This is a genomic window from Streptomyces sp. NPDC055815, assembly GCF_053616475.1.
Genome location: NZ_JBSHDU010000014.1, coordinates 94672 through 111934 on the forward strand (window position 1 = coordinate 94672; position 17263 = coordinate 111934).

Sequence of the window (17263 nt, forward strand, 5' to 3'; positions counted from 1 at the left end):
CTCAGACGTAGCTCAACGATCAGCGGATCGATGGACGGGGCAACGATCTCCTCCCTAGGCTCACGGCCATGCCCGAGATCTCGCTGACAGCCCTGGTCCTGCTCTGCCTCGCCGCGCTCGTGGCGGGGTGGATCGACGCCGTGGTGGGCGGTGGCGGGCTGCTCCTGCTGCCCGCCCTGCTCCTCGGGCTGCCGCACGTCCCGGCCGCGCAGATCCTCGGCACCAACAAGGCCGTCGCCATCGTCGGCACCACCGGGGCCGCCGTGACCTACGTCCGCAAGGCGCCCGTGCGGGTGTGGACGGCGGTACGGATCGGGCTCGCGGCCCTCGCCGGCTCCATGGGCGGCGCGTTCTTCGCGGCCGGGATCAGCAGCGACGTACTGCGCCCGGTGATCATGGTGGTGCTGCTCGCGGTCGCCGCCTTCGTGATGCTGCGGCCCTCCTTCGGCGCGAAGACCGAGGGGGAGGAGCGGGCGCCGCTGACCCGGGCGCGGATCCTGACCGCGATCGTGGTCGTCGGCGGCGGCATCGGCTTCTACGACGGGCTGTTCGGGCCGGGCACCGGCACCTTCCTGGTCCTCGCGCTGACCGCCGTGCTCCACCTGGACCTGGTGACCGCCTCCGCCACCGCGAAGATCGTGAACGTCTGCACCAACGCGGGCGCGCTCGCCATGTTCGCCTACCAGGGCAGTGTGTACTGGCAGCTCGCGGGCGTGATGGCCGTCTTCAACCTGGTCGGCGGGACGGTCGGGGCGCGGATGGCGCTGAGCAAGGGCGCCGAGTTCGTGCGCGGGGTGCTGCTGGTCGTCGTGCTCTCGCTGGTCGCGAAGCTGGCCTTCGACCAGTGGGCCTGATTCCGGCGGACCCCGGCTACCTCACGCCGATGAGGTGGCCGAAGGCGACCACGTTCCCCTGGTAGCCGTTCTTCTTCGAGAAGCCGCCGCCGCAGGTGATCACCCGGATCTCGGCCCGGTCGGCCTCGGCGTACACCTTCTTGTCCGGGAAGTTCTTGTTGTCGTAGACCTCGATCGCGTCGACCGTGAAGACGGCGGTCTTCCCGTCCGCCCGGTCCACCTCGATCCGGTGGCCCTTCCTGAGCGCGCCCAGCGTGTAGAAGACGGCGGGCCCGTCGGCGTTGTCGACGTGGCCGGCGACGATCGCGGTGCCCTTCGCGCCGGGCGTGGTGCCGTCCCCGTACCAGCCGGCCATGTTCCGGTTCGCGGCCGGCGGCACGTCGAGCGCGCCGTTCTCCGCGAGCCCGAGCCGCATCATCGGGGCGTCCACGTCGGTCTCGGGGATCCGCAGCCGGACCGGCGCGGAGGGCGGCAGCGGGTCGGCGGCGGCGTCGGTGTGCACGCTCGGCCCGGCGGCGAAGGCCTGCGCGGCCGACGGCACGGGCGGGGTGACGTTCTCCGAGCCGTTCTGGACGAGCCAGAGTCCGGCGCAGGCGGCCACGGCTATGCCCCAGCCCTTGGTCCTGTTGCTCACCTGGGTTCCCTGATTCCCTCGGTCGCTTCGTGGATGTGGCCCTGCCCCCGCCGGGCCGTGTTCGGGCGCGCGGCGGGGGCAGGACGGGCGGTGGTCTCAGTGGCCCTGCGCGCCGCTCGCCCGGCGACGCAGGAGCACGACCCCGCCGACGGCAGCCGCGGCCAGCACCGCCACGCCTGCCGTGACCTGGGCGGTGTCGGGGCCGACGCTGCCCCCGACACCGGTCTGGACGTGGCCGCTGGGACTCCGGTGCTTGACCCACAGGTCGCCCCGGGCGGTCTTGCCGTTGTCGCAGGCCACGCTGATCCAGTAGGAGCCGGACTTGACGTGCTCCGGCACCTTGAACTGTCCGACCACGACCTCCTTGTGCGTGCTCGGGTTGAGCTGGAACTCGCCCGCGCCGAGCGAGTTCGCGTCCCCGACGCCGTGGCCGTGCTTGCCGCAGGCGAGCGTGTTCACGGTGACGGTCTCGCCCGGAGACGCGGACGACGGGAAGATCTCCAGCGTCCCGTTGCTCCCGCTCGACTGGTGGCTCTCGTTGTTCCATTCCTGGTTGTCGTTCGCGTACGCCGCGGGGGCGCCGAACGCCCCTATCGCGAGGACCGCCAGCGCGGTACCGGTGAACAGGCGGGCAGTGGTGCGCATGGGGGTCCTCCGGGGCGCGCGAGCGGTCATGCCGGCTGGTCCTGCCGGGAGGGACATCCCGGAGCCGGACCTTCTGAGACCGAGATAAGAGCCGCGCCGCCCGCCCCGCCTGCTGATGGGGCATCAGGATTGGTCCGTTCGATACGGTGTGTCGACTGGATTTCCGACATTTCCGCAGGTCAGAGCTGTTCACAGGGTGTCAGCTGACGGGCCGTGCCGAACGGGTGATCACCGGAGAGGCCCCCCGGGGTCATCCGATCCCCGTCAGCCCCCCGATCGCCGCCACGGCCCACTCCTGCGCGCCCGCCGCCGTCCCGGCCGCGACCCCCGTCGCGACGGGGGCGAGTGCGCCCCGCAGGGTGGTGAGCGCACGGCGCAGTCGGCCCGGCTCGACGGGCTCGGGCCCGGTGATCTCCGCCAGGACCTCCTCGGCCGCCTCCTGGGTGCCCAGGCGGTCCTGCTCGGCGAGGCCGGCCCGGGGGAGCTCCCGGAGGAGTTCGTTCACCCGCTCGGCGAGCGTCTCGTACCCCGGTGCGACCGTGCTGTTGCTCTGCTGGTTCTGCGTGACGGTCTCGTTGTTCCAGGCGAACTGGGAGTGCGAGACGCCATGGTTGAAGACCGGTCCGTCGCTGCGCGGGGTGTTCTGCTGGTCGCTCATCGGGAGGAATCGTCTCCTTCGGTTTGCTGGTTCTGGGTGACGTGGTCGTTGTTCCAGGCGAACTGGGCGCCGTGGACGTCCCTGTGGAACACCGGACCGATCTGGTTGACGACCGTCGGGGGCTGGTCGACCGTGCGGATGGTCCTGCGGACGACCGGCAGTGTTGTGCGCAGCGAGACGAGCTCGACGCGGCTGTTGTGCAGGACGGCGGGTCCGCCCGTCCCGTTCACGGAGCAGTCCACCAGGCGGCCGGAGCTCTGGTCGGCGAAGGCGGCGCCCGCGCTCGCGCAGTCGGTGAACTCACTGTTCGCCACGTCCAGGTAGCCGGACTCGCTCCCAGCCAGGCCGGTTCCCTCGGAGCCGTTCACGGTGAGGTTCCTCGCGGAGAGCCTCCCCTTGCCGGCCGCGGCGGCCCCGCCGATGCTCACGGCGGTTACGGTGCTGTCCTGCACGAGCACCCGTGCCTCCTCGCCCGCGAAGAAGCCCACCGCCCCGTACTCCGCCGTCACGCCCTTGAGCGTGACCCTCGACTCGCCGAGCGCGGTCACCGCGGTCTCGAAGTCACGCAACACCACGTCGGAGAGGTCGGCCGTCGTGCCGCCGTCACCCTTGGTGTCCAGGCCCAGCGTGCAACGGTCCACCCGGACGCCCTCGAACACGGCCCCGGACCCGTTCCAGACCCGCAGCGCGGAGTTCGTCAGGTCCTGGATCCGGACGCGCGTGAAGTGTCCCCTCGCGCCCTCGGTGACGGCGATGCCGACGTTCCCTCCCGCGACCCGGCAGCCGTGCACCTCCGGTGCTCCGCCCTTCGTCGAGAACACCGAGACGTTCCTCGCGTTCAGGACCTCGCAGTCCTCGAAGCGGCCCCCGGCCGCGCTCTGGACGTTGATGCCGGTGTCCCGGCAGTCGGTGAGGACGCAGCCGCGCACCAGGGGGTCCGCCCCGTGCGCGACGGCGATCCCGTGCTGGGCGTCGGTGACGCGCGTGCTGTCGACCGAGCCCCGGGACTGCTCGGTGAACATGACCCCCTCCGCGTGCACGGCGGTGATCGCGCAGTCCGCGACGGTGAGGTGCGCCCGGGCGTCCGCGATGAGCGCCGCGTTTCCCGTGCCGGTCAGCTCGCAGCCGAGGACCTCGGCGCGCGCGTCGCTCACGCGCAGGCCGTGGATCCGGCTGCCCTCGATCCGGCTGCCCCGGACCACCACGTGGGAGCCCTCCAGCACGGCGATCGCGTTGTCGGCGGCGTCGGTGAACCGGCACCGCTCGACCAGACCGCCCGCACCCGTGAAGACCGCGCGGCCGTGCAGGACCACGCTCTCGCGCAGGGTGACGGCGGTGCGCGGGCGCGCGTGCACGGCGACCGAGCCCGGCGCCCGGATCTCCGTGTGCTCCAGGGTCAGCGTGCCCGCGTGGCAGCCGACGACGTCGGCGTCCCGGCCGACCAGGGTGAGGCCCTGGACGACGACCTGTCCGTACGCGTCCAGGGCCGCGCCCCGGCCCCGGCCGACCAGGACGGAGCCCGGGCCCTCGGCCGCGACCAGCCGCACCTCGCCCCGGACGGTGAGCGCCTCCTCGTACTGCCCGGGCGCGATCTCGATCAGGGCCGCCCGGCCCCGTGCGGCCGCCGCGCGGAGCGCCGACGCGATGTCGCGGTGGGCCCGGCGGCCCCCGTGCGGCGAGACGACGTATCTCGCGACCATCCCGTTGCTCCCCCCGGTCCCGCTCGTCCTAGAGCTCGTCCCACTCCACGGAGTCGTACGCCGAGTACACCCGTCCCATGAGCTCCTCGTCCACCGCGAACGTGGTCTCGTCGATCGCCGTCACGGGCGCGATCGTCCGGGAGTTGGTCACGAACGCGGCCCGGAAGCCCGGGAGATCGGCCAGTGTGACCGGGCGCCGGACCGAGGGCAGGCACGGCTCCAGGAGGGCCATGGTGATGCCGGCGAGGCAGGGCGCCGACGGCCAGACCACCGAAGTGCCGTCCCAGAAGGCGATGTTGGTGACCGCGCCCTCGGCGACCTCGCCGTACGGGGAGGTCAGCAGGGCCTCGTCGAAGCCGGCCCGCCGGGCCGCGTCGCCGTGGAAGCGCTGCCCGAAGCCGCCCAGGTGCTTGATGTGCGGCGCGGGCCGCCAGTAGTCGACGGTCGTCAGGCGCTGCGGGGCGCCGGGGCCGTCGGGGGCCGGGTCGGCGACGGTCACTGCGGTGCGGACGCCCGGGTACACGTACACCCGGACCGAGGCGTCCCGCCGCCCGGCGTTCGCGAGGGCCCCGGTGACGCGTTCGCGCACCCGCCCGCCGTCGAGCTTCCGGTCGAAGAGCTCGCGGGTCGAGCGGTCGAGCCGGTCGAGGTGGAGCGCGAGGCCCCGGACGCGCCCGTCCCGTACCTGCATCGCCGTGAAGTGGCCGTAGCCGCTCGTGAGGGCCGCGAGGAGCTCCGGATCGGCCGCCGGGGCTCCGTCGATCTCGATGTGCGGGGGAGGTGTCGTCATGCCTTCACCGTACGGCGCCCGCACGGCACTTGGCCCTGATCGGCTCGTCCTCCGGCCCGCACGCGGCCGCGCGCGCGTGGCCCGGCAGGCAGCACGTGGCCTCGATCCCGCGCCCCGGCGGACCGCACTTGACCTCAACCAAACTTGAGGTATCACGATCGCCGACATGCTGTTCCGACTGCTCGTCCCCCGCCTCCGGCCGTACCGGGCCCTCCTCGTCCTCCTCGTCGTCCTCCAGCTCGTCCAGACCCTCGCCTCCCTCGCCCTGCCCACCCTCAACGCCGGCGTCATCGACCACGGCGTCCTGCGCGGCGACACCGGCCGCGTCCTCTCCGGCGGCGCCGCGATGATCGCCGTCACCCTCCTCCAGGCCGCCGCGGCCGCCGCCGCCACCTACACCGGCGCCAGGATCGCCATGGGCGCCGCCCGCGACCTGCGCTCCGAGGTCTTCCGCCGCGTCCAGGACTTCTCCGCCCGGGAGCGCGGCCGCTTCGGCGCCGCCTCCCTCATCACCCGGACCACCAACGACGTCCAGCAGATCCAGACCTTCACCGTCCTCGTCCTCACCATGCTGGTCGCCGCCCCGCTGCTCTGCGCCGGCGGACTCGTCATGGCCCTGCGCCAGGACGTGCCGCTCGCGCTCGTCCTGTTCGCCTTCGTGCCCGTGATGACCGGCGCCGTCGGCACCGTCGTGCTCCGCATGCGGCCCCTCTTCCGCGGCATGCAGGAGCGCGTCGACCGGGCCAACCGCGTGCTGCGCGAACAGATCACCGGCGTCCGGGTCGTCCGCGCCTTCGTCCGCGACCGGCACGAGCGGGAACGATTCGCCGGGGCCAACGACGAACTCCTCACCGTCGGCCTCAAGGCCGGCCGGCTCCAGGCCCTCATGTTCCCCACGGTCCTGATCGTCTGGCAGCTGACGACCGTCGCCCTCGTGTACGTCGGCGCCCACCGCATCGACTCCGGCGCCCTCCAGCCGGGCGGCCTCGTCGCCTTCCTCGGCTACCTCCTGCAGACCTCCATGTCCGTGATGATGGTCCTCTTCCTCCTCATGCACATGCCGCGCGCCGAAGCCGGCGCCGAGCGCGTCCGCGAGGTCCTCGACACCCGCTCCTCCGTCACGACGCCCACCCACCCCGTCCGGGCCCTCCCCGGCACCGGCCGCCTCGACCTCGACGGCGTCGGCTTCCGCTACCCGGGCGCCGAGGAGTCCGTCCTCCACGACGTCGGCCTCGTCGCCCGCCCCGGCGAGACCACCGCCGTCATCGGCTCCACCGGCAGCGGCAAGTCGACCCTCCTCGGGCTCGTGCCCCGGCTCTTCGACGCCACCGACGGCGAGGTCCTCGTCGACGGCGTCGACGTCCGGCAGGTCGACCCGGCGCTGATGGCACGGACCGTCGGACTCGTCCCCCAGAAGCCGTACCTCTTCTCCGGGACCGTGGCGACCAACCTCCGGTACGGCCGACCCGAAGCGACCGACGAGGAGCTCTGGCACGCCCTGGAGGTCGCCCAGGCCGCCGACTTCGTCCGCGCGCTCGACGACGGCCTCGACGCCCCCGTCTCCCAGGGCGGCACCAACTTCTCCGGCGGCCAGCGCCAGCGCCTCGCCATCGCCCGCGTGCTCGTCGCCCGCCCCCGCGTCTACCTCTTCGACGACTCCTTCTCCGCCCTCGACCCCCGCACCGACGCCCGGCTCCGCACCGCCCTGCGCGAGGAGACCGCCGACGCGACCGTCGTCGTCGTCGCCCAGCGCGTCTCCACCATCCGGCACGCCGACCGGATCGTCGTCCTCGACCACGGCCGCACCGTCGGCACCGGCACCCACACGTCCCTCATGCGGGACAACCCCACCTACCGGGAGATCGTCCTCTCCCAGCTCACCGAGGAGGAAGCCGCATGAGCACGGCGACCGAGACCCGCACCACCGGCCCCGCCACCCCCTCCACCCCTGCCCAGGGGCCCGCGAAGACCCCCGCCCCGGGGCCCGCGAAGACCCCCGCCCCGGGGCCCGCGAAGACCCCCGCCCGCACCGGCCCCCCGGCCCAGCGCGGCCCCGGCCTCGCCACCCCCTCCCTCGAACGCTCCCTCTCCTTCCGCTCCTCCGGCCTCCGCCTCCTGCGCACCCTCGCCCCCGACCGGGCCCTCCTCCTCGCCGTCCTCGCCGCGGGCACCGCCGCCGTCTCCCTCTCCGTCCTCGGCCCCCTCCTCCTCGGCCGCGCCACCGACCTCGTGATCACCGGGGCGAGAGGAACCACCGGCGTCGACTTCCCCGCCGTCGGCCGGATCCTCGCCCTCTCCGTCGCCGTCGTCACCGGCTCCTCCGCCCTCACCTGGGTCCAGCTCCGGATCGCCACCACCGTCGTCCAGCGCGCCGGACACCGCCTCCGCGAACGGGCCCAGCACAAACTCGCCAGGCTGCCCCTCACCTACCTCGACGGACAGCCCCGCGGCGAGGTCCTCTCCCGCACCACCAACGACATCGACAACATCACCCAGACCCTCCAGCAGGCCTTCAGCCAGATGACGCGCGCCCTGCTCACCCTGGCCGGCGTCCTCGTGATGATGTTCTGGATCTCCCCGGTCCTCGCCCTCGTCGCCCTCGCCACCGTGCCCGTCTCGGTCGCCGTCGCGGCCTTCGTCGGCAAGCGCGCCCAGCCGCAGTTCGTGCGGCAGTGGGCCGTCACCGGCCGGCTCGGCAGCCACGTCGAGGAGATGATCACCGGCCACACCGAGGTCGTCGCCTTCGGCCGCCGCGCCGAGGCCGTGCGCCGCTTCGACGAGCTCGGCGAGGAGCTCTACCGGGCGAGCTTCCGCGCCCAGTTCGTCTCCGGCTTCATCCAGCCCGCGCTGACCTTCGTCGGCAATCTGAACTACGTCGCCATCGCCGTCGTCGGCGGCCTGCGGGTGGCGAGCGGCACCCTGTCCGTCGGCGACGTGCAGGCCTTCATCCAGTACTCGTACGACTTCAACGGCCCCATCACCCAGGTCGCCGCCATGGCCAACCTCCTCCAGTCCGGCGTGGCCTCCGCCGAGCGGGTCTTCGACCTCCTCGACGCCGAGGAGGAGACCCCGGAACCGGCCCGGCCGCGCAAGCCCGCCGAACTCCGCGGCCGGGTCTCCTTCGAGCAGGTCGCCTTCCGCTACGAGGACGGCAAGCCGCTCATCGAGGACCTGTCGCTCACCGTCGAACCCGGCCGGACCGTCGCCATCGTCGGCCCCACCGGCGCCGGCAAGACGACCCTGGTCAACCTCCTCATGCGCTTCCACGACGTCACCGGCGGCCGCATCACCCTCGACGGCGTCGACACCGCCGCGATGACCCGCGAGGAGCTCCGCTCCGCCACCGGCATGGTCCTCCAGGACGCCTGGCTCTTCGGCGGCACCATCGCCGACAACATCGCCTACGGAGTCCCCGGCGAGGTCTCCCGCGAGCGGATCGTCGCCGCCGCGAAGGCCGCCCACGCCGACCGCTTCGTCCGCACCCTGCCCGACGGCTACGACACCGTCCTCGACGAGGACGGCGGCGGCCTCAGCGCCGGCGAGAAGCAGCTCGTCACCCTCGCCCGCGCGTTCCTCTCCGACCCCGTGATCCTCGTACTCGACGAGGCCACCAGCTCCGTCGACACCCGCACCGAACGCCTCGTCCAGCAGGCCATGACCTCCCTGCGCGCCGGCCGCACCAGCTTCGTCGTCGCCCACCGGCTCTCCACCATCCGCGACGCCGACACCATCCTGGTCATGGACGAGGGCGCCATCGCCGAGCAGGGCACCCACGAGGAACTCCTCGCCACCGGAGGCGCCTACGCCCGGCTGCACGCCGCCCAGTTCGCCCGTACGGTGGAGACGTGATCGTCACCGTCCGCACCACCACCGACGCCCGCGCCAAGGCCGACGCCCTGGCGCGCGGCGCCGTCGAGGCCCGCCTCGTCGCCTGCGCGCAGATCTCGGGACCCGTCACCTCCGTCTACCACTGGCACGGCGCGATCGAGACCGCCGAGGAGTGGGAGGTGGTGTTCAAGACCACCGAGGCCCGCTACCAGGCCCTCGAAGCCCACCTCCTCGCCGCCCACGACTACGAGACGCCCGAGATCCTCGCCACCCGGGTGACCCGGGTCAGCGAGGGGTACGCCCGGTGGGTGGAACGCGAGACCGCAGGGGCCGCGGAGATCGCGACCCCTGCCCCCGACGAGCGGCCGTTCTTCGTGTACGGGACGCTGCGCCCGGGCGCGTACAACCACGACCGGTTCCTCGCCGGCCGGATCGGCACCGAGGCGGACGCCGTGCTGCACGGGGCCGTCCTGCACGACGGGCCGGGCTATCCGTACGTCGTCCCGGCGGCCGAGGGCAAGGTCGTCGGCACCCTGCTCACGCCCTCGGCCGGCGACTACAGCGACCTGTTCGGGCTGCTCGACCGCCTGGAGCTGCCCGTCGGCTACGAGCGGGTGGCGATGGACGTCGTACGGGTACGGGACGGGGCGCGGGTGTCCGCCTGGGTGTTCCTGGCGGCGCCGGACGCGCCCCTGGGCCCCGTCATCGAGAGCGGCGACTGGTTCATGCGCCCGTAGCCCCCTTTTCGGTGACGGCCTCCAGCCGGACCGCGCACACCTTGAACTCGGGCATCCGCGAGACCGGGTCGAGGGCCGGGTTCACCAGGGTGTTCGCCCGCCCCTCCCCGTACCAGTGGAAGGGCATGAAGACGGTGTCCGGCCGGATCGACGCGGTGATCCGGGCCGGGGCGACGGCCCGCCCGCGCCGCGAGACCACCGCGATCCGCTCGCCCTCGGCGACCCCGAGCCGCTCGGCGAGCCGCGGGTGCAGCTCCACGAAGGGGCCGGGCGCGGCGGCGTTCAGCTCGTCGACCCGCCGGGTCTGGGCCCCCGACTGGTACTGGGACACCACCCGGCCGGTCGTCAGGACCACCGGGTAGTCGGCGTCCGTCTCCTCGGCCGCCGCCCGGTGCACCACCGGCACGAACCGGGCCCGCCCGTCGGCCGTCGCGAACCGGTCCAGGAACAGCCGGGGCGTCCCCGGGTGCCCGGGCTCGGGGCAGGGCCAGAAGACGCCCTGCTCCTCCTCGATCCGCCGGTAGCTGATGCCCGCGTAGTCGGCGGGGCCGCCCGCGGAGGCGCGGCGCAGCTCCTCGAAGACCTCCTCCGGATCGGTCGGGAAGCCCTTCTCCCAGCCGAGCAGCCCGGCGAGCGCGTGCAGCACCTCCAGGTCGCTGCGGATGCCCTCGGGCGCGGTGAGGGCGCGGCGGCGGAGCAGTACCCGGCCCTCCAGGTTGGTCATCGTGCCCGTCTCCTCCGCCCACTGGGTCACGGGCAGGACGACGTCGGCGAGTTCGGCGGTCTCGGAGAGGACCACGTCGGCGACGGCGAGGAAGTCGAGCGACCGGAGGCGCCCCTCGACGTGCGCGGCGCGGGGCGCGGAGACCACCGGGTTGGAGCCCATGAGGAGCAGCGCCTTCACCTCGCCGCCGAGTGCGTCGAGGAGTTCGTACGCGCTCCGCCCGGGCCCCGGCAGCGACTCCGGGGCGACGCCCCACACCCCGGCGACGTGGGCGCGGGCGGCCGGGTCGTCGAGCTTGCGGTAGCCGGGCAGCTGGTCGGCCTTCTGGCCGTGCTCGCGGCCGCCCTGGCCGTTGCCCTGGCCGGTGAGGCAGCCGTAGCCGCTGAGCGGGCGGCCGGCCCGCCCGGTGGCGAGGCAGAGGTTGATCCAGGCGCCGACGGTGTCGGTGCCCTTGGACTGCTGCTCGGGGCCGCGGGCGGTCAGCACCATGGCGTTCTCGGCGTCGCAGAACATCGCGACGGCCGCGCGGAGCTCCGGCACGGACACCCCGGTGATCCGCTCGACCTGCTCGGGCCAGTGGGACATGGCCCCGGCGCGGGCGGCCTCCCAGCCGTCGGTGCGGTCGGCGACGAAGGCCTCGTCGACCCGCCCCTCGGCGACCACCAGGTGCAGCATGCCGAGGGCGAGGGCGAGGTCCGTTCCCGGGCGCGGCGCGAGGTGGAGGTCGGCCTGCTCGGCGGTGCGGGTGCGGCGGGGGTCGACGACGATCAGCTTCCCGCCGTTCTCCTTCAGCTCCGTGAGGTAGCGCAGGGCGGGCGGCATGGTCTCGGCGAGGTTGGAGCCGACGAGGATGACGCAGCCGGTCCTCGGGATGTCCTCCAGGGGGAAGGGGAGTCCCCGGTCGAGGCCGAAGGCCCGCTGGTGCGCGGCCGCGGCGGAGGACATGCAGAAGCGGCCGTTGTAGTCGATCTGCGAGGTGGCGAGGACGAGCCGGGCGAACTTGCCGAGGGTGTACGCCTTCTCGTTGGTGAGGCCGCCGCCGCCGAAGACCCCCACGGCATCGGGACCGTGGTCGGCGCGGGTCCGGCGCAGCCCGTCGGCGACGGCGGCGAGTGCCTCCTCCCAGGACGCGGGCTCCAGGGCCCCCGTGTCAGGGCGTCGGACCAGGGGCTCGGTGAGCCTGACCCGGGAGGAGAGTACGGAGGGGGCGGTGCGGCCCTTGCCGCACAGGGCGCCCCTGTTGACGGGGAAGTCGGTCCGCTCGACCACCTCGGCGGGCAGCTCCGGGGCGCCGGTGGGGCGGAGCGACATGCCGCACTGCAGGGCGCAGTAGGGGCAGTGGGTGGGCACGGTGGCGGCGTCGGACATGCCGCCAGGATGCGTCCGGCGTGTTACGCGGGGCGGCGCGGCGTATTACGGGCGCGGTGCTCTCCGCTCAGTTCGGTGCCCGCCTCAGGGTGAGGCGGGCACCGTGACGTCAGCTGACGTCGTCGTACTTCCAGCCGGTGGCGATCTTGACGCGGGCGCCGAACGTGGCGGAGCCGCGCAGACCGGTGGCCGTGTAGCGGTACACGTCGCCGCCGGGGGTGACGGCGACCAGGTCGGCCCGGCCGTCGCCGTTCATGTCGCCGGGCGAGGCCAGGTGGTCGTACCCGCCCCAGCCCGCGCCGATGAGGACGCGCGCGGCGAACGGCGCGGTCGCCGAGCCGGTGCCGGGATGCACGTACAGGCGGTCGCCGTCCCGGGAGACGAGGTCGGGGCGGCCGTCGCCCGTGACGTCCCCGGTGCCGACCAGCGTGTCCGCCTGCCAGCCCGTGGCGACCTTCACGGCCGCGCCGACGCGCGGCGGGCTGTAGTCCTTCAGACCCGGGTGGAGGAACAGGTTGCCCCACAGGTCCAGGCCGAGGACGTCGGCCTTGCCGTCCTCGGTGACGTCACCCACCGAGACGATCTCGGCGTAGTTGTAGAAGGCCGCGCTGGTGGAGACCTCGCCGCCGCGGTCGCTCATCAGGCCGGGGTTGTAGGCGGTCAGCACGGTGGCCCGGTCGGCCTCGTCGAGGCCGTGGGTGTTGTGCACCCGCCAGTACTGCTCTCCGGCCCCGCCGTACTGCTGGGGCGCGGTGAGCGTGCCGTTGGACAGCGTCCCGACGGTGTAGGCGGTGCCCGCCGCGTTCACGGCGAGCAGGCTGTGCTTGCCGAAGGCCGGTACGCCGCCCTGGCCGAGGTAGTACGAGAGGTTCTGGCCGCCGCCGCCGTAGTACGTCCGCGTCCCGAACTTCCCGCCGCCGACGGAGAGGTACTTGTAGAAGGCGCCGCTGTACGTGCGGGCCAGCAGGTCGCCCTTGCCGTCGCCGTTCAGGTCGTCGGTGCCGATGACCTGGTTGTACGTGTTCCAGCCGCCGCCGATCCGGACGCGGGCCTTGAACGGGGCGGTGGCGGAACCCGTGCCCTTGTAGAAGTACAGGTCGCCGGCCGGCGTCCGGGCGACGAGGTCGGCGATCGCGTCGCCGTCGAGGTCGTTGGTGCCGACGAGCTGGTCGTAGCCCTGCCAGCCCTCGCCAACCTTGACGCGCGACTTGAACGGACCCGTGTAGTCCACCGTGCCGCCCTTGCCGGCGTACAGGTAGAGCGCGCCGGACGGGGTACGGGCCAGCAGGTCCTGGAATCCGTCCTTCGTCAGGTCGCCGGGCGCGAGGACCTTGTTGTAGATCTGCCAGCCCTTGCCCTGCCAGACGAGCGCCTTGTCGGTGGCCGTGGGGCTCACCGTGGAGTGCAGCCGGAGCGTGCCGTCGGAATGGATCGTCAGCAGGTCGGGGGCGTCGGTGCCCCACAGGTTGTCCGCCGCCAGGATCTCCTGGCTGACGCTGCCGGCGAGGTCGTCGGCGCCGATCGTGAAGGGCGCGCTGGTGCCGGTCTTCGACAGGGCGATCGTCAGCTTGCCGGTGGCGGCCGAGCGGTAGATACGGTCGCTGCGGCCGTCGCCGTCCCAGTCGAACCGGGGCTTCGCGGGCGTGGCGGTGGCTCCGGCCGGGGCCGCGGCGGCGGTGGAGACGGGGCCGGCGGACACCAGGCCCACGCCGAGCGCGAAGGCCGTGCAGGCCGCCAGCCGGTGGTGCGTATGAAGCAAAGGTCCCTCCTGGGACACGGTGGAAGGGCACACCGGGATCCCCGGAGGCGTCCGGATCGTAAGGTCCGCGAGGAACGGAAAAGAAGATCCTCCGCGTACAACCTTTCGCCGACACCCGGTCGGCCGCCCTCAGGAACCGGCCGATCTCAGGAACCGGCCGAGGCCAGCGCCTCGGCGACGCCCTTCTCCTGCGGGCCCAGGAAGTGGGGATCGGGGCGGAGTCCGGCGTCGAGGGCGGCCTTGGCGGCGGCGAACAGTTCGCGGGTGGTGCCGTAGTACCAGGTGCGGTCGTGGGGTTCGGGGACGCCGACCCCGTACGAGTCGACCCCGGCCCGGTCGCACAGCGCGACGGCCCGCTTGATGTGGAAGTCCTGGGTGACGAGGACGGCCCGGTCGACGCCGAAGACCTTCCGGGCGCGGACGCAGGAGTCCCAGGTGTCGAAGCCCGCGTAGTCGCTGACGATCCGGCCGTCCGGCACCCCGCGCGCGGTGAGGTACGCGCGCATGGCGCTCGGCTCGTCGTACGCGGTCCGGCTGTTGTCGCCGGTGACGAGGAGGACCCGGACCCTGCCCGTGCGGTACAGCTCGGCGGCGGTGTCGAGACGGTGCGCGAGGTACGGGGTGGGGCGGCCGTTCCAGAGGCCGGCGCCGAAGACGACGGCGACGTCCCGGGCGGGCACGTCGGCGGTGGTACGGATCTTCCCGGCGGCGGCGGTCTGCATCCAGGTGGCCGGTGCGAGGGCGAGGACGGCGCCCAGCATCACGGCCTGGACGGTACGGCGGCGGGCCCGGGTGGTGCGGGGGACCAACCGGGTGAGCCGTGCCGGCATGCGGAAACCTCCGGTGAGCGGGGAACTGGTGTCACCCGGTCCGACGCGCCTCGGCGGCGTTCGGTTCACCGGAAGCCCGGTCTGTTCCGTACAACACACCCGCGAGGCCCATCCCGAGGAGCATGCCGAGCAGTTGCGCGGCGGCGAAGGCGGGGACGGAGGCGGGGGCGATACCGGTGAAGGAGTCGGAGAAGGCGCGGCCGAGGGTGGCGGCCGGGTTGGCGAAGGAGCCGGAGGAGGTGAACCAGATCGCCGCCGCGATGTATCCCGCGACGGCGACCGGGGCGAGCCCGGGGCGGCCGATGTGCCGCAGCCCCCGCACGACGAGGACGAGGCCGGCGGTGGCGACGGCCTCCCCGAGCAGCAGGTGCAGCGCCGAGCGCGGCTCGGTGGCCCAGGAGCCGGGCGCCCGCCCGAACATGGCCTCGGCGAGCAGGGCTCCGACGACGGCCCCGGCGAGCTGGGCGCCGATGTAGGCGAGGGCGTCACGTCCCCGGGTCTCGTGCCGCCGGGACCACCACTCGGAGAGGGTCACGACGGGGTTGAAGTGGGCGCCGGAGAGCGGGCCGATGAGGGCGATGAGCAGGCCGAGGCCGAGGGCGGAGGCGGCGGCGTTGGCGAGCAGCCGGACGCCGATGTCCTGGCTGAGGGAGTCGGCGCGGATGCCGGAGCCGACGACGACGGCGACGAGGGAGGCGGTGCCGATGAACTCGGCGGCGACGCGCCGGGACAGCGCGGGCGGGGACATTCTCATAGTGGAAAAGATATTCCGTGATTCGGAACGAAAAAAGGGGGGAGGGGAGGGGGGTGGCCTCCGCGCCCCGGAGAAATCGCATGCGGTCGCCGCGCGCGTCTGCGAGGATGCGGCGCCGTGAAGATCAACAACCTTGCCATCCGCCGCGCGGTCGACTCCGATGCCGCCGCGGTGGCCGATGTGTGGCTGCGTTCCTACACGGCGGCCCTTCCGGGCGTGCGCCGAGCCCATACGGACGAGGAAGTCCGGTACTGGCTTAGGGAGGTCGTCGTCCCCGGCCAGGAGACGTGGGTGGCGACGGTCGACGGGGCGGTCGTCGCGATGATGGTGCTGGACGGCGAAGACCTCGATCAGCTCTACATCGATCCGCCGTGGCGCGGCCAGGGCATCGGCGACCGTCTGGTGGATCTGGCCAAGCAGCGTCGTGCGGCCGGCCTGACGCTGTGGACGTTCCAGGTCAACGCCCCGGCGCGGCGTTTCTACGAACGGCACGGCTTCGTGGCCGTCGAGCACACCGACGGGCAGCGCAACGAAGAACGCGAGCCGGATGTCCGGTACCTCTGGCGTCCGGAGAACTGACCCGCTCAGGCCCCGGGGTCGACTTCGGGGTGCGTGAACCGCAGGGGCTTGCCCAGCGACCGGGCGTAGGCGATCTCCGCTCGGGTGCTGTCTCCGACGTAGTCGCCGACCACGAGCACCTCGTCGGCGAGCCGGATCTTCGCCCGGTGCAGATCGTCGAGCCGGACCTTCAGCGCCTCGGCCTCGACGGGATCGGACCAGAGTTCGTGCGGCGACTTCAGGTCACAGCCCGGTTTGACGACGATCCTTCCGGCCTCGGTCTCCCGCAGATCGGCCTCGTTCATCTCGGCCATGAAGCGGGTGGAGCCGCAGATCACGACGATGCGCGGGAGGCTCAACAGCTCCTTCGCCTCGGCGAGCTTCTCTTCGGGGGTGCGCAGCGGCGGGAATGACACCGGTTCCTCCTGGTGGTGCGGTCCGAGGTCGTCATGTGACGAACGACGTGGACACCCTCACGACAGCACTCCAGGCGCCGTCTGGCATCACCTGCACGGAATCGGTGAGCGGACGGAAAAGAGCCGTGACCCCGCCGCAACGGCCAGGCAACGCGCCCCCGGCACGATCGGTCCATGACGGACCCGGACCGCACGTTCGACAGCGCCGCCGAGCTGCTCGGCAGGATCACCGAGCAGCTCGGGACCCAGCTCGGCCGCGTACGCCCGTACGGCCCCCGCCGCGAGGAGGCACACCCGCCCATGAAGCCCACCCTCGTCGCCGTGGGCCACGGCAGCCGGGACCCCCGCGCCCGCGCCACCCTCTCCCGCCTCCTCGACCGGGTCCGCGAGCTCCGCCCCGGGCTCGACGTCCGCCTCGCGCACATAGAGCTGAACGCCCCGCTCCTCGGCGAGACCCTCGCGGACCTCGCGGCCGAGGGCCGGGACGCCGTCCTCGTCCCCCTCCTCCTCGCCCCCGGCCACCACGTCACCCACGACCTGCCCGCGGCGGTGGCGGCATCGGCCGCGACCGCCCGCGTCGCCGAACCCCTCGGCGCCCACCCGCTCCTCGTCGAGGCCCTCGCCGACCGCCTCGCCGAGGCCGGCTGGACCCACGACGGCGACCGCGGCGTCGTCCTCGCCTCCGCCGGCTCCCGCGACCCCCGGTCCCGCGCCGAGATCCGCCGGATCGCCGCCCTCCTCGGCGAGCGCCTCGGCGGCGTCCCGGTCGTCCCGGCGTACGCCTCCGCCGCCGCGCCCACCGTCCCCGAAGCCGTCCGTGCCCTCGAAGCCAGGGGCCGCCGGGTCGCGGTCGCCTCCTGCTTCACCGCCCCGGGCCTCTTCGCGAGCCGGGCCGCCGCCCACGCCCCCTGGATCGCCTCGGACCCGCTCGGCGCGCATCCGGCCCTCGCCCGCCTGGTCCTGCACCGTTACGAGAAGGCCCGCGTCCGGGAACTCGCCGCCGTCTGA

Annotated in this window: 16 protein-coding genes; 6 read left to right on the top strand and 10 right to left on the bottom strand. The window is 73.4% G+C overall.

What is annotated here, in order from left to right:
* Positions 1–68 precede the first annotated feature (68 nt).
* Positions 69–854, top strand: coding sequence for a sulfite exporter TauE/SafE family protein (locus ACWGN5_RS12450; RefSeq protein ID WP_453513856.1), 786 nt, complete (start codon positions 69–71; stop codon positions 852–854).
* A 16-nt stretch (positions 855–870) separates the two neighbouring features.
* Here the strand turns inward: ACWGN5_RS12450 and ACWGN5_RS12455 are convergent, their stop codons facing one another.
* From ACWGN5_RS12455 to ACWGN5_RS12475, 5 genes are all read right to left on the bottom strand, one after another.
* Positions 871–1488, bottom strand: coding sequence for a class F sortase (locus ACWGN5_RS12455; RefSeq protein WP_453513858.1), 618 nt, complete (start codon positions 1486–1488; stop codon positions 871–873).
* Between the two features lie 96 nt (positions 1489–1584).
* Entirely contained in the window at positions 1585–2133 is a 549-nt protein-coding gene (locus tag ACWGN5_RS12460) for a hypothetical protein (protein ID WP_453513860.1), read from the bottom strand.
* 250 nt (positions 2134–2383) lie between these two features.
* Positions 2384–2791 (bottom strand): hypothetical protein, encoded by a 408-nt coding sequence (locus tag ACWGN5_RS12465; RefSeq protein ID WP_453513862.1) that lies wholly within the window; start codon positions 2789–2791, stop codon positions 2384–2386.
* Complete coding sequence (locus ACWGN5_RS12470; RefSeq protein WP_453513864.1) at positions 2788–4491, bottom strand: right-handed parallel beta-helix repeat-containing protein; 1704 nt, start codon at positions 4489–4491, stop codon at positions 2788–2790. The genes ACWGN5_RS12465 and ACWGN5_RS12470 overlap by 4 nt, the downstream gene beginning before the upstream one ends.
* 28 nt (positions 4492–4519) lie before the next feature.
* A complete protein-coding gene (locus ACWGN5_RS12475) occupies positions 4520–5281 on the bottom strand; it encodes an aminotransferase class IV (RefSeq protein ID WP_453513866.1) in 762 nt (253 codons plus the stop codon).
* A 166-nt stretch (positions 5282–5447) separates the two neighbouring features.
* Between ACWGN5_RS12475 and ACWGN5_RS12480 the strand changes: the two genes are divergently transcribed.
* From ACWGN5_RS12480 to cutA, 3 genes are read left to right on the top strand one after another with little or no spacing between them, the layout of a single operon-like run.
* Positions 5448–7181, top strand: a complete 1734-nt coding sequence (locus ACWGN5_RS12480; RefSeq protein ID WP_453513867.1) for an ABC transporter ATP-binding protein — start codon at positions 5448–5450, stop codon at positions 7179–7181.
* Positions 7178–9130, top strand: a complete 1953-nt coding sequence (locus ACWGN5_RS12485; protein ID WP_453513868.1) for an ABC transporter transmembrane domain-containing protein — start codon at positions 7178–7180, stop codon at positions 9128–9130. The genes ACWGN5_RS12480 and ACWGN5_RS12485 overlap by 4 nt, the downstream gene beginning before the upstream one ends.
* On the top strand, positions 9127–9846 hold the full coding sequence (cutA, locus tag ACWGN5_RS12490; RefSeq protein ID WP_453513869.1) for a divalent cation tolerance protein CutA: 720 nt from the start codon (positions 9127–9129) through the stop codon (positions 9844–9846). The genes ACWGN5_RS12485 and cutA overlap by 4 nt, the downstream gene beginning before the upstream one ends.
* On the opposite strand, the gene ACWGN5_RS12495 is transcribed toward cutA, so the two are convergent.
* The 4 genes from ACWGN5_RS12495 to ACWGN5_RS12510 all read right to left on the bottom strand — a co-directional run bounded on the left by ACWGN5_RS12495 (position 9833) and on the right by ACWGN5_RS12510 (position 15281).
* Positions 9833–11938, bottom strand: coding sequence for a molybdopterin oxidoreductase family protein (locus tag ACWGN5_RS12495; RefSeq protein WP_453513871.1), 2106 nt, complete (start codon positions 11936–11938; stop codon positions 9833–9835). The genes cutA and ACWGN5_RS12495 overlap by 14 nt on opposite strands.
* Before the next feature lie 109 nt (positions 11939–12047).
* Complete coding sequence (locus ACWGN5_RS12500; protein WP_453513873.1) at positions 12048–13697, bottom strand: FG-GAP repeat domain-containing protein; 1650 nt, start codon at positions 13695–13697, stop codon at positions 12048–12050.
* Between the two features lie 146 nt (positions 13698–13843).
* Complete coding sequence (locus ACWGN5_RS12505) at positions 13844–14527, bottom strand: SanA/YdcF family protein (RefSeq protein ID WP_453513875.1); 684 nt, start codon at positions 14525–14527, stop codon at positions 13844–13846.
* A 31-nt stretch (positions 14528–14558) separates the two neighbouring features.
* Positions 14559–15281, bottom strand: coding sequence for an aquaporin (locus ACWGN5_RS12510; RefSeq protein ID WP_453513876.1), 723 nt, complete (start codon positions 15279–15281; stop codon positions 14559–14561).
* A 117-nt stretch (positions 15282–15398) separates the two neighbouring features.
* Here ACWGN5_RS12510 and ACWGN5_RS12515 point away from each other — a divergent pair, with 117 nt between their 5' ends.
* Positions 15399–15860, top strand: a complete 462-nt coding sequence (locus ACWGN5_RS12515; RefSeq protein ID WP_453513879.1) for an N-acetyltransferase family protein — start codon at positions 15399–15401, stop codon at positions 15858–15860.
* A 5-nt stretch (positions 15861–15865) separates the two neighbouring features.
* Here the strand turns inward: ACWGN5_RS12515 and ACWGN5_RS12520 are convergent, their stop codons facing one another.
* Positions 15866–16255 (bottom strand): hypothetical protein, encoded by a 390-nt coding sequence (locus ACWGN5_RS12520; protein WP_453513881.1) that lies wholly within the window; start codon positions 16253–16255, stop codon positions 15866–15868.
* A gap of 174 nt (positions 16256–16429) precedes the next feature.
* On the opposite strand from ACWGN5_RS12520, the gene ACWGN5_RS12525 reads away from it, so the two are divergent.
* Entirely contained in the window at positions 16430–17263 is an 834-nt protein-coding gene (locus ACWGN5_RS12525) for a sirohydrochlorin chelatase (RefSeq protein ID WP_453513883.1), read from the top strand.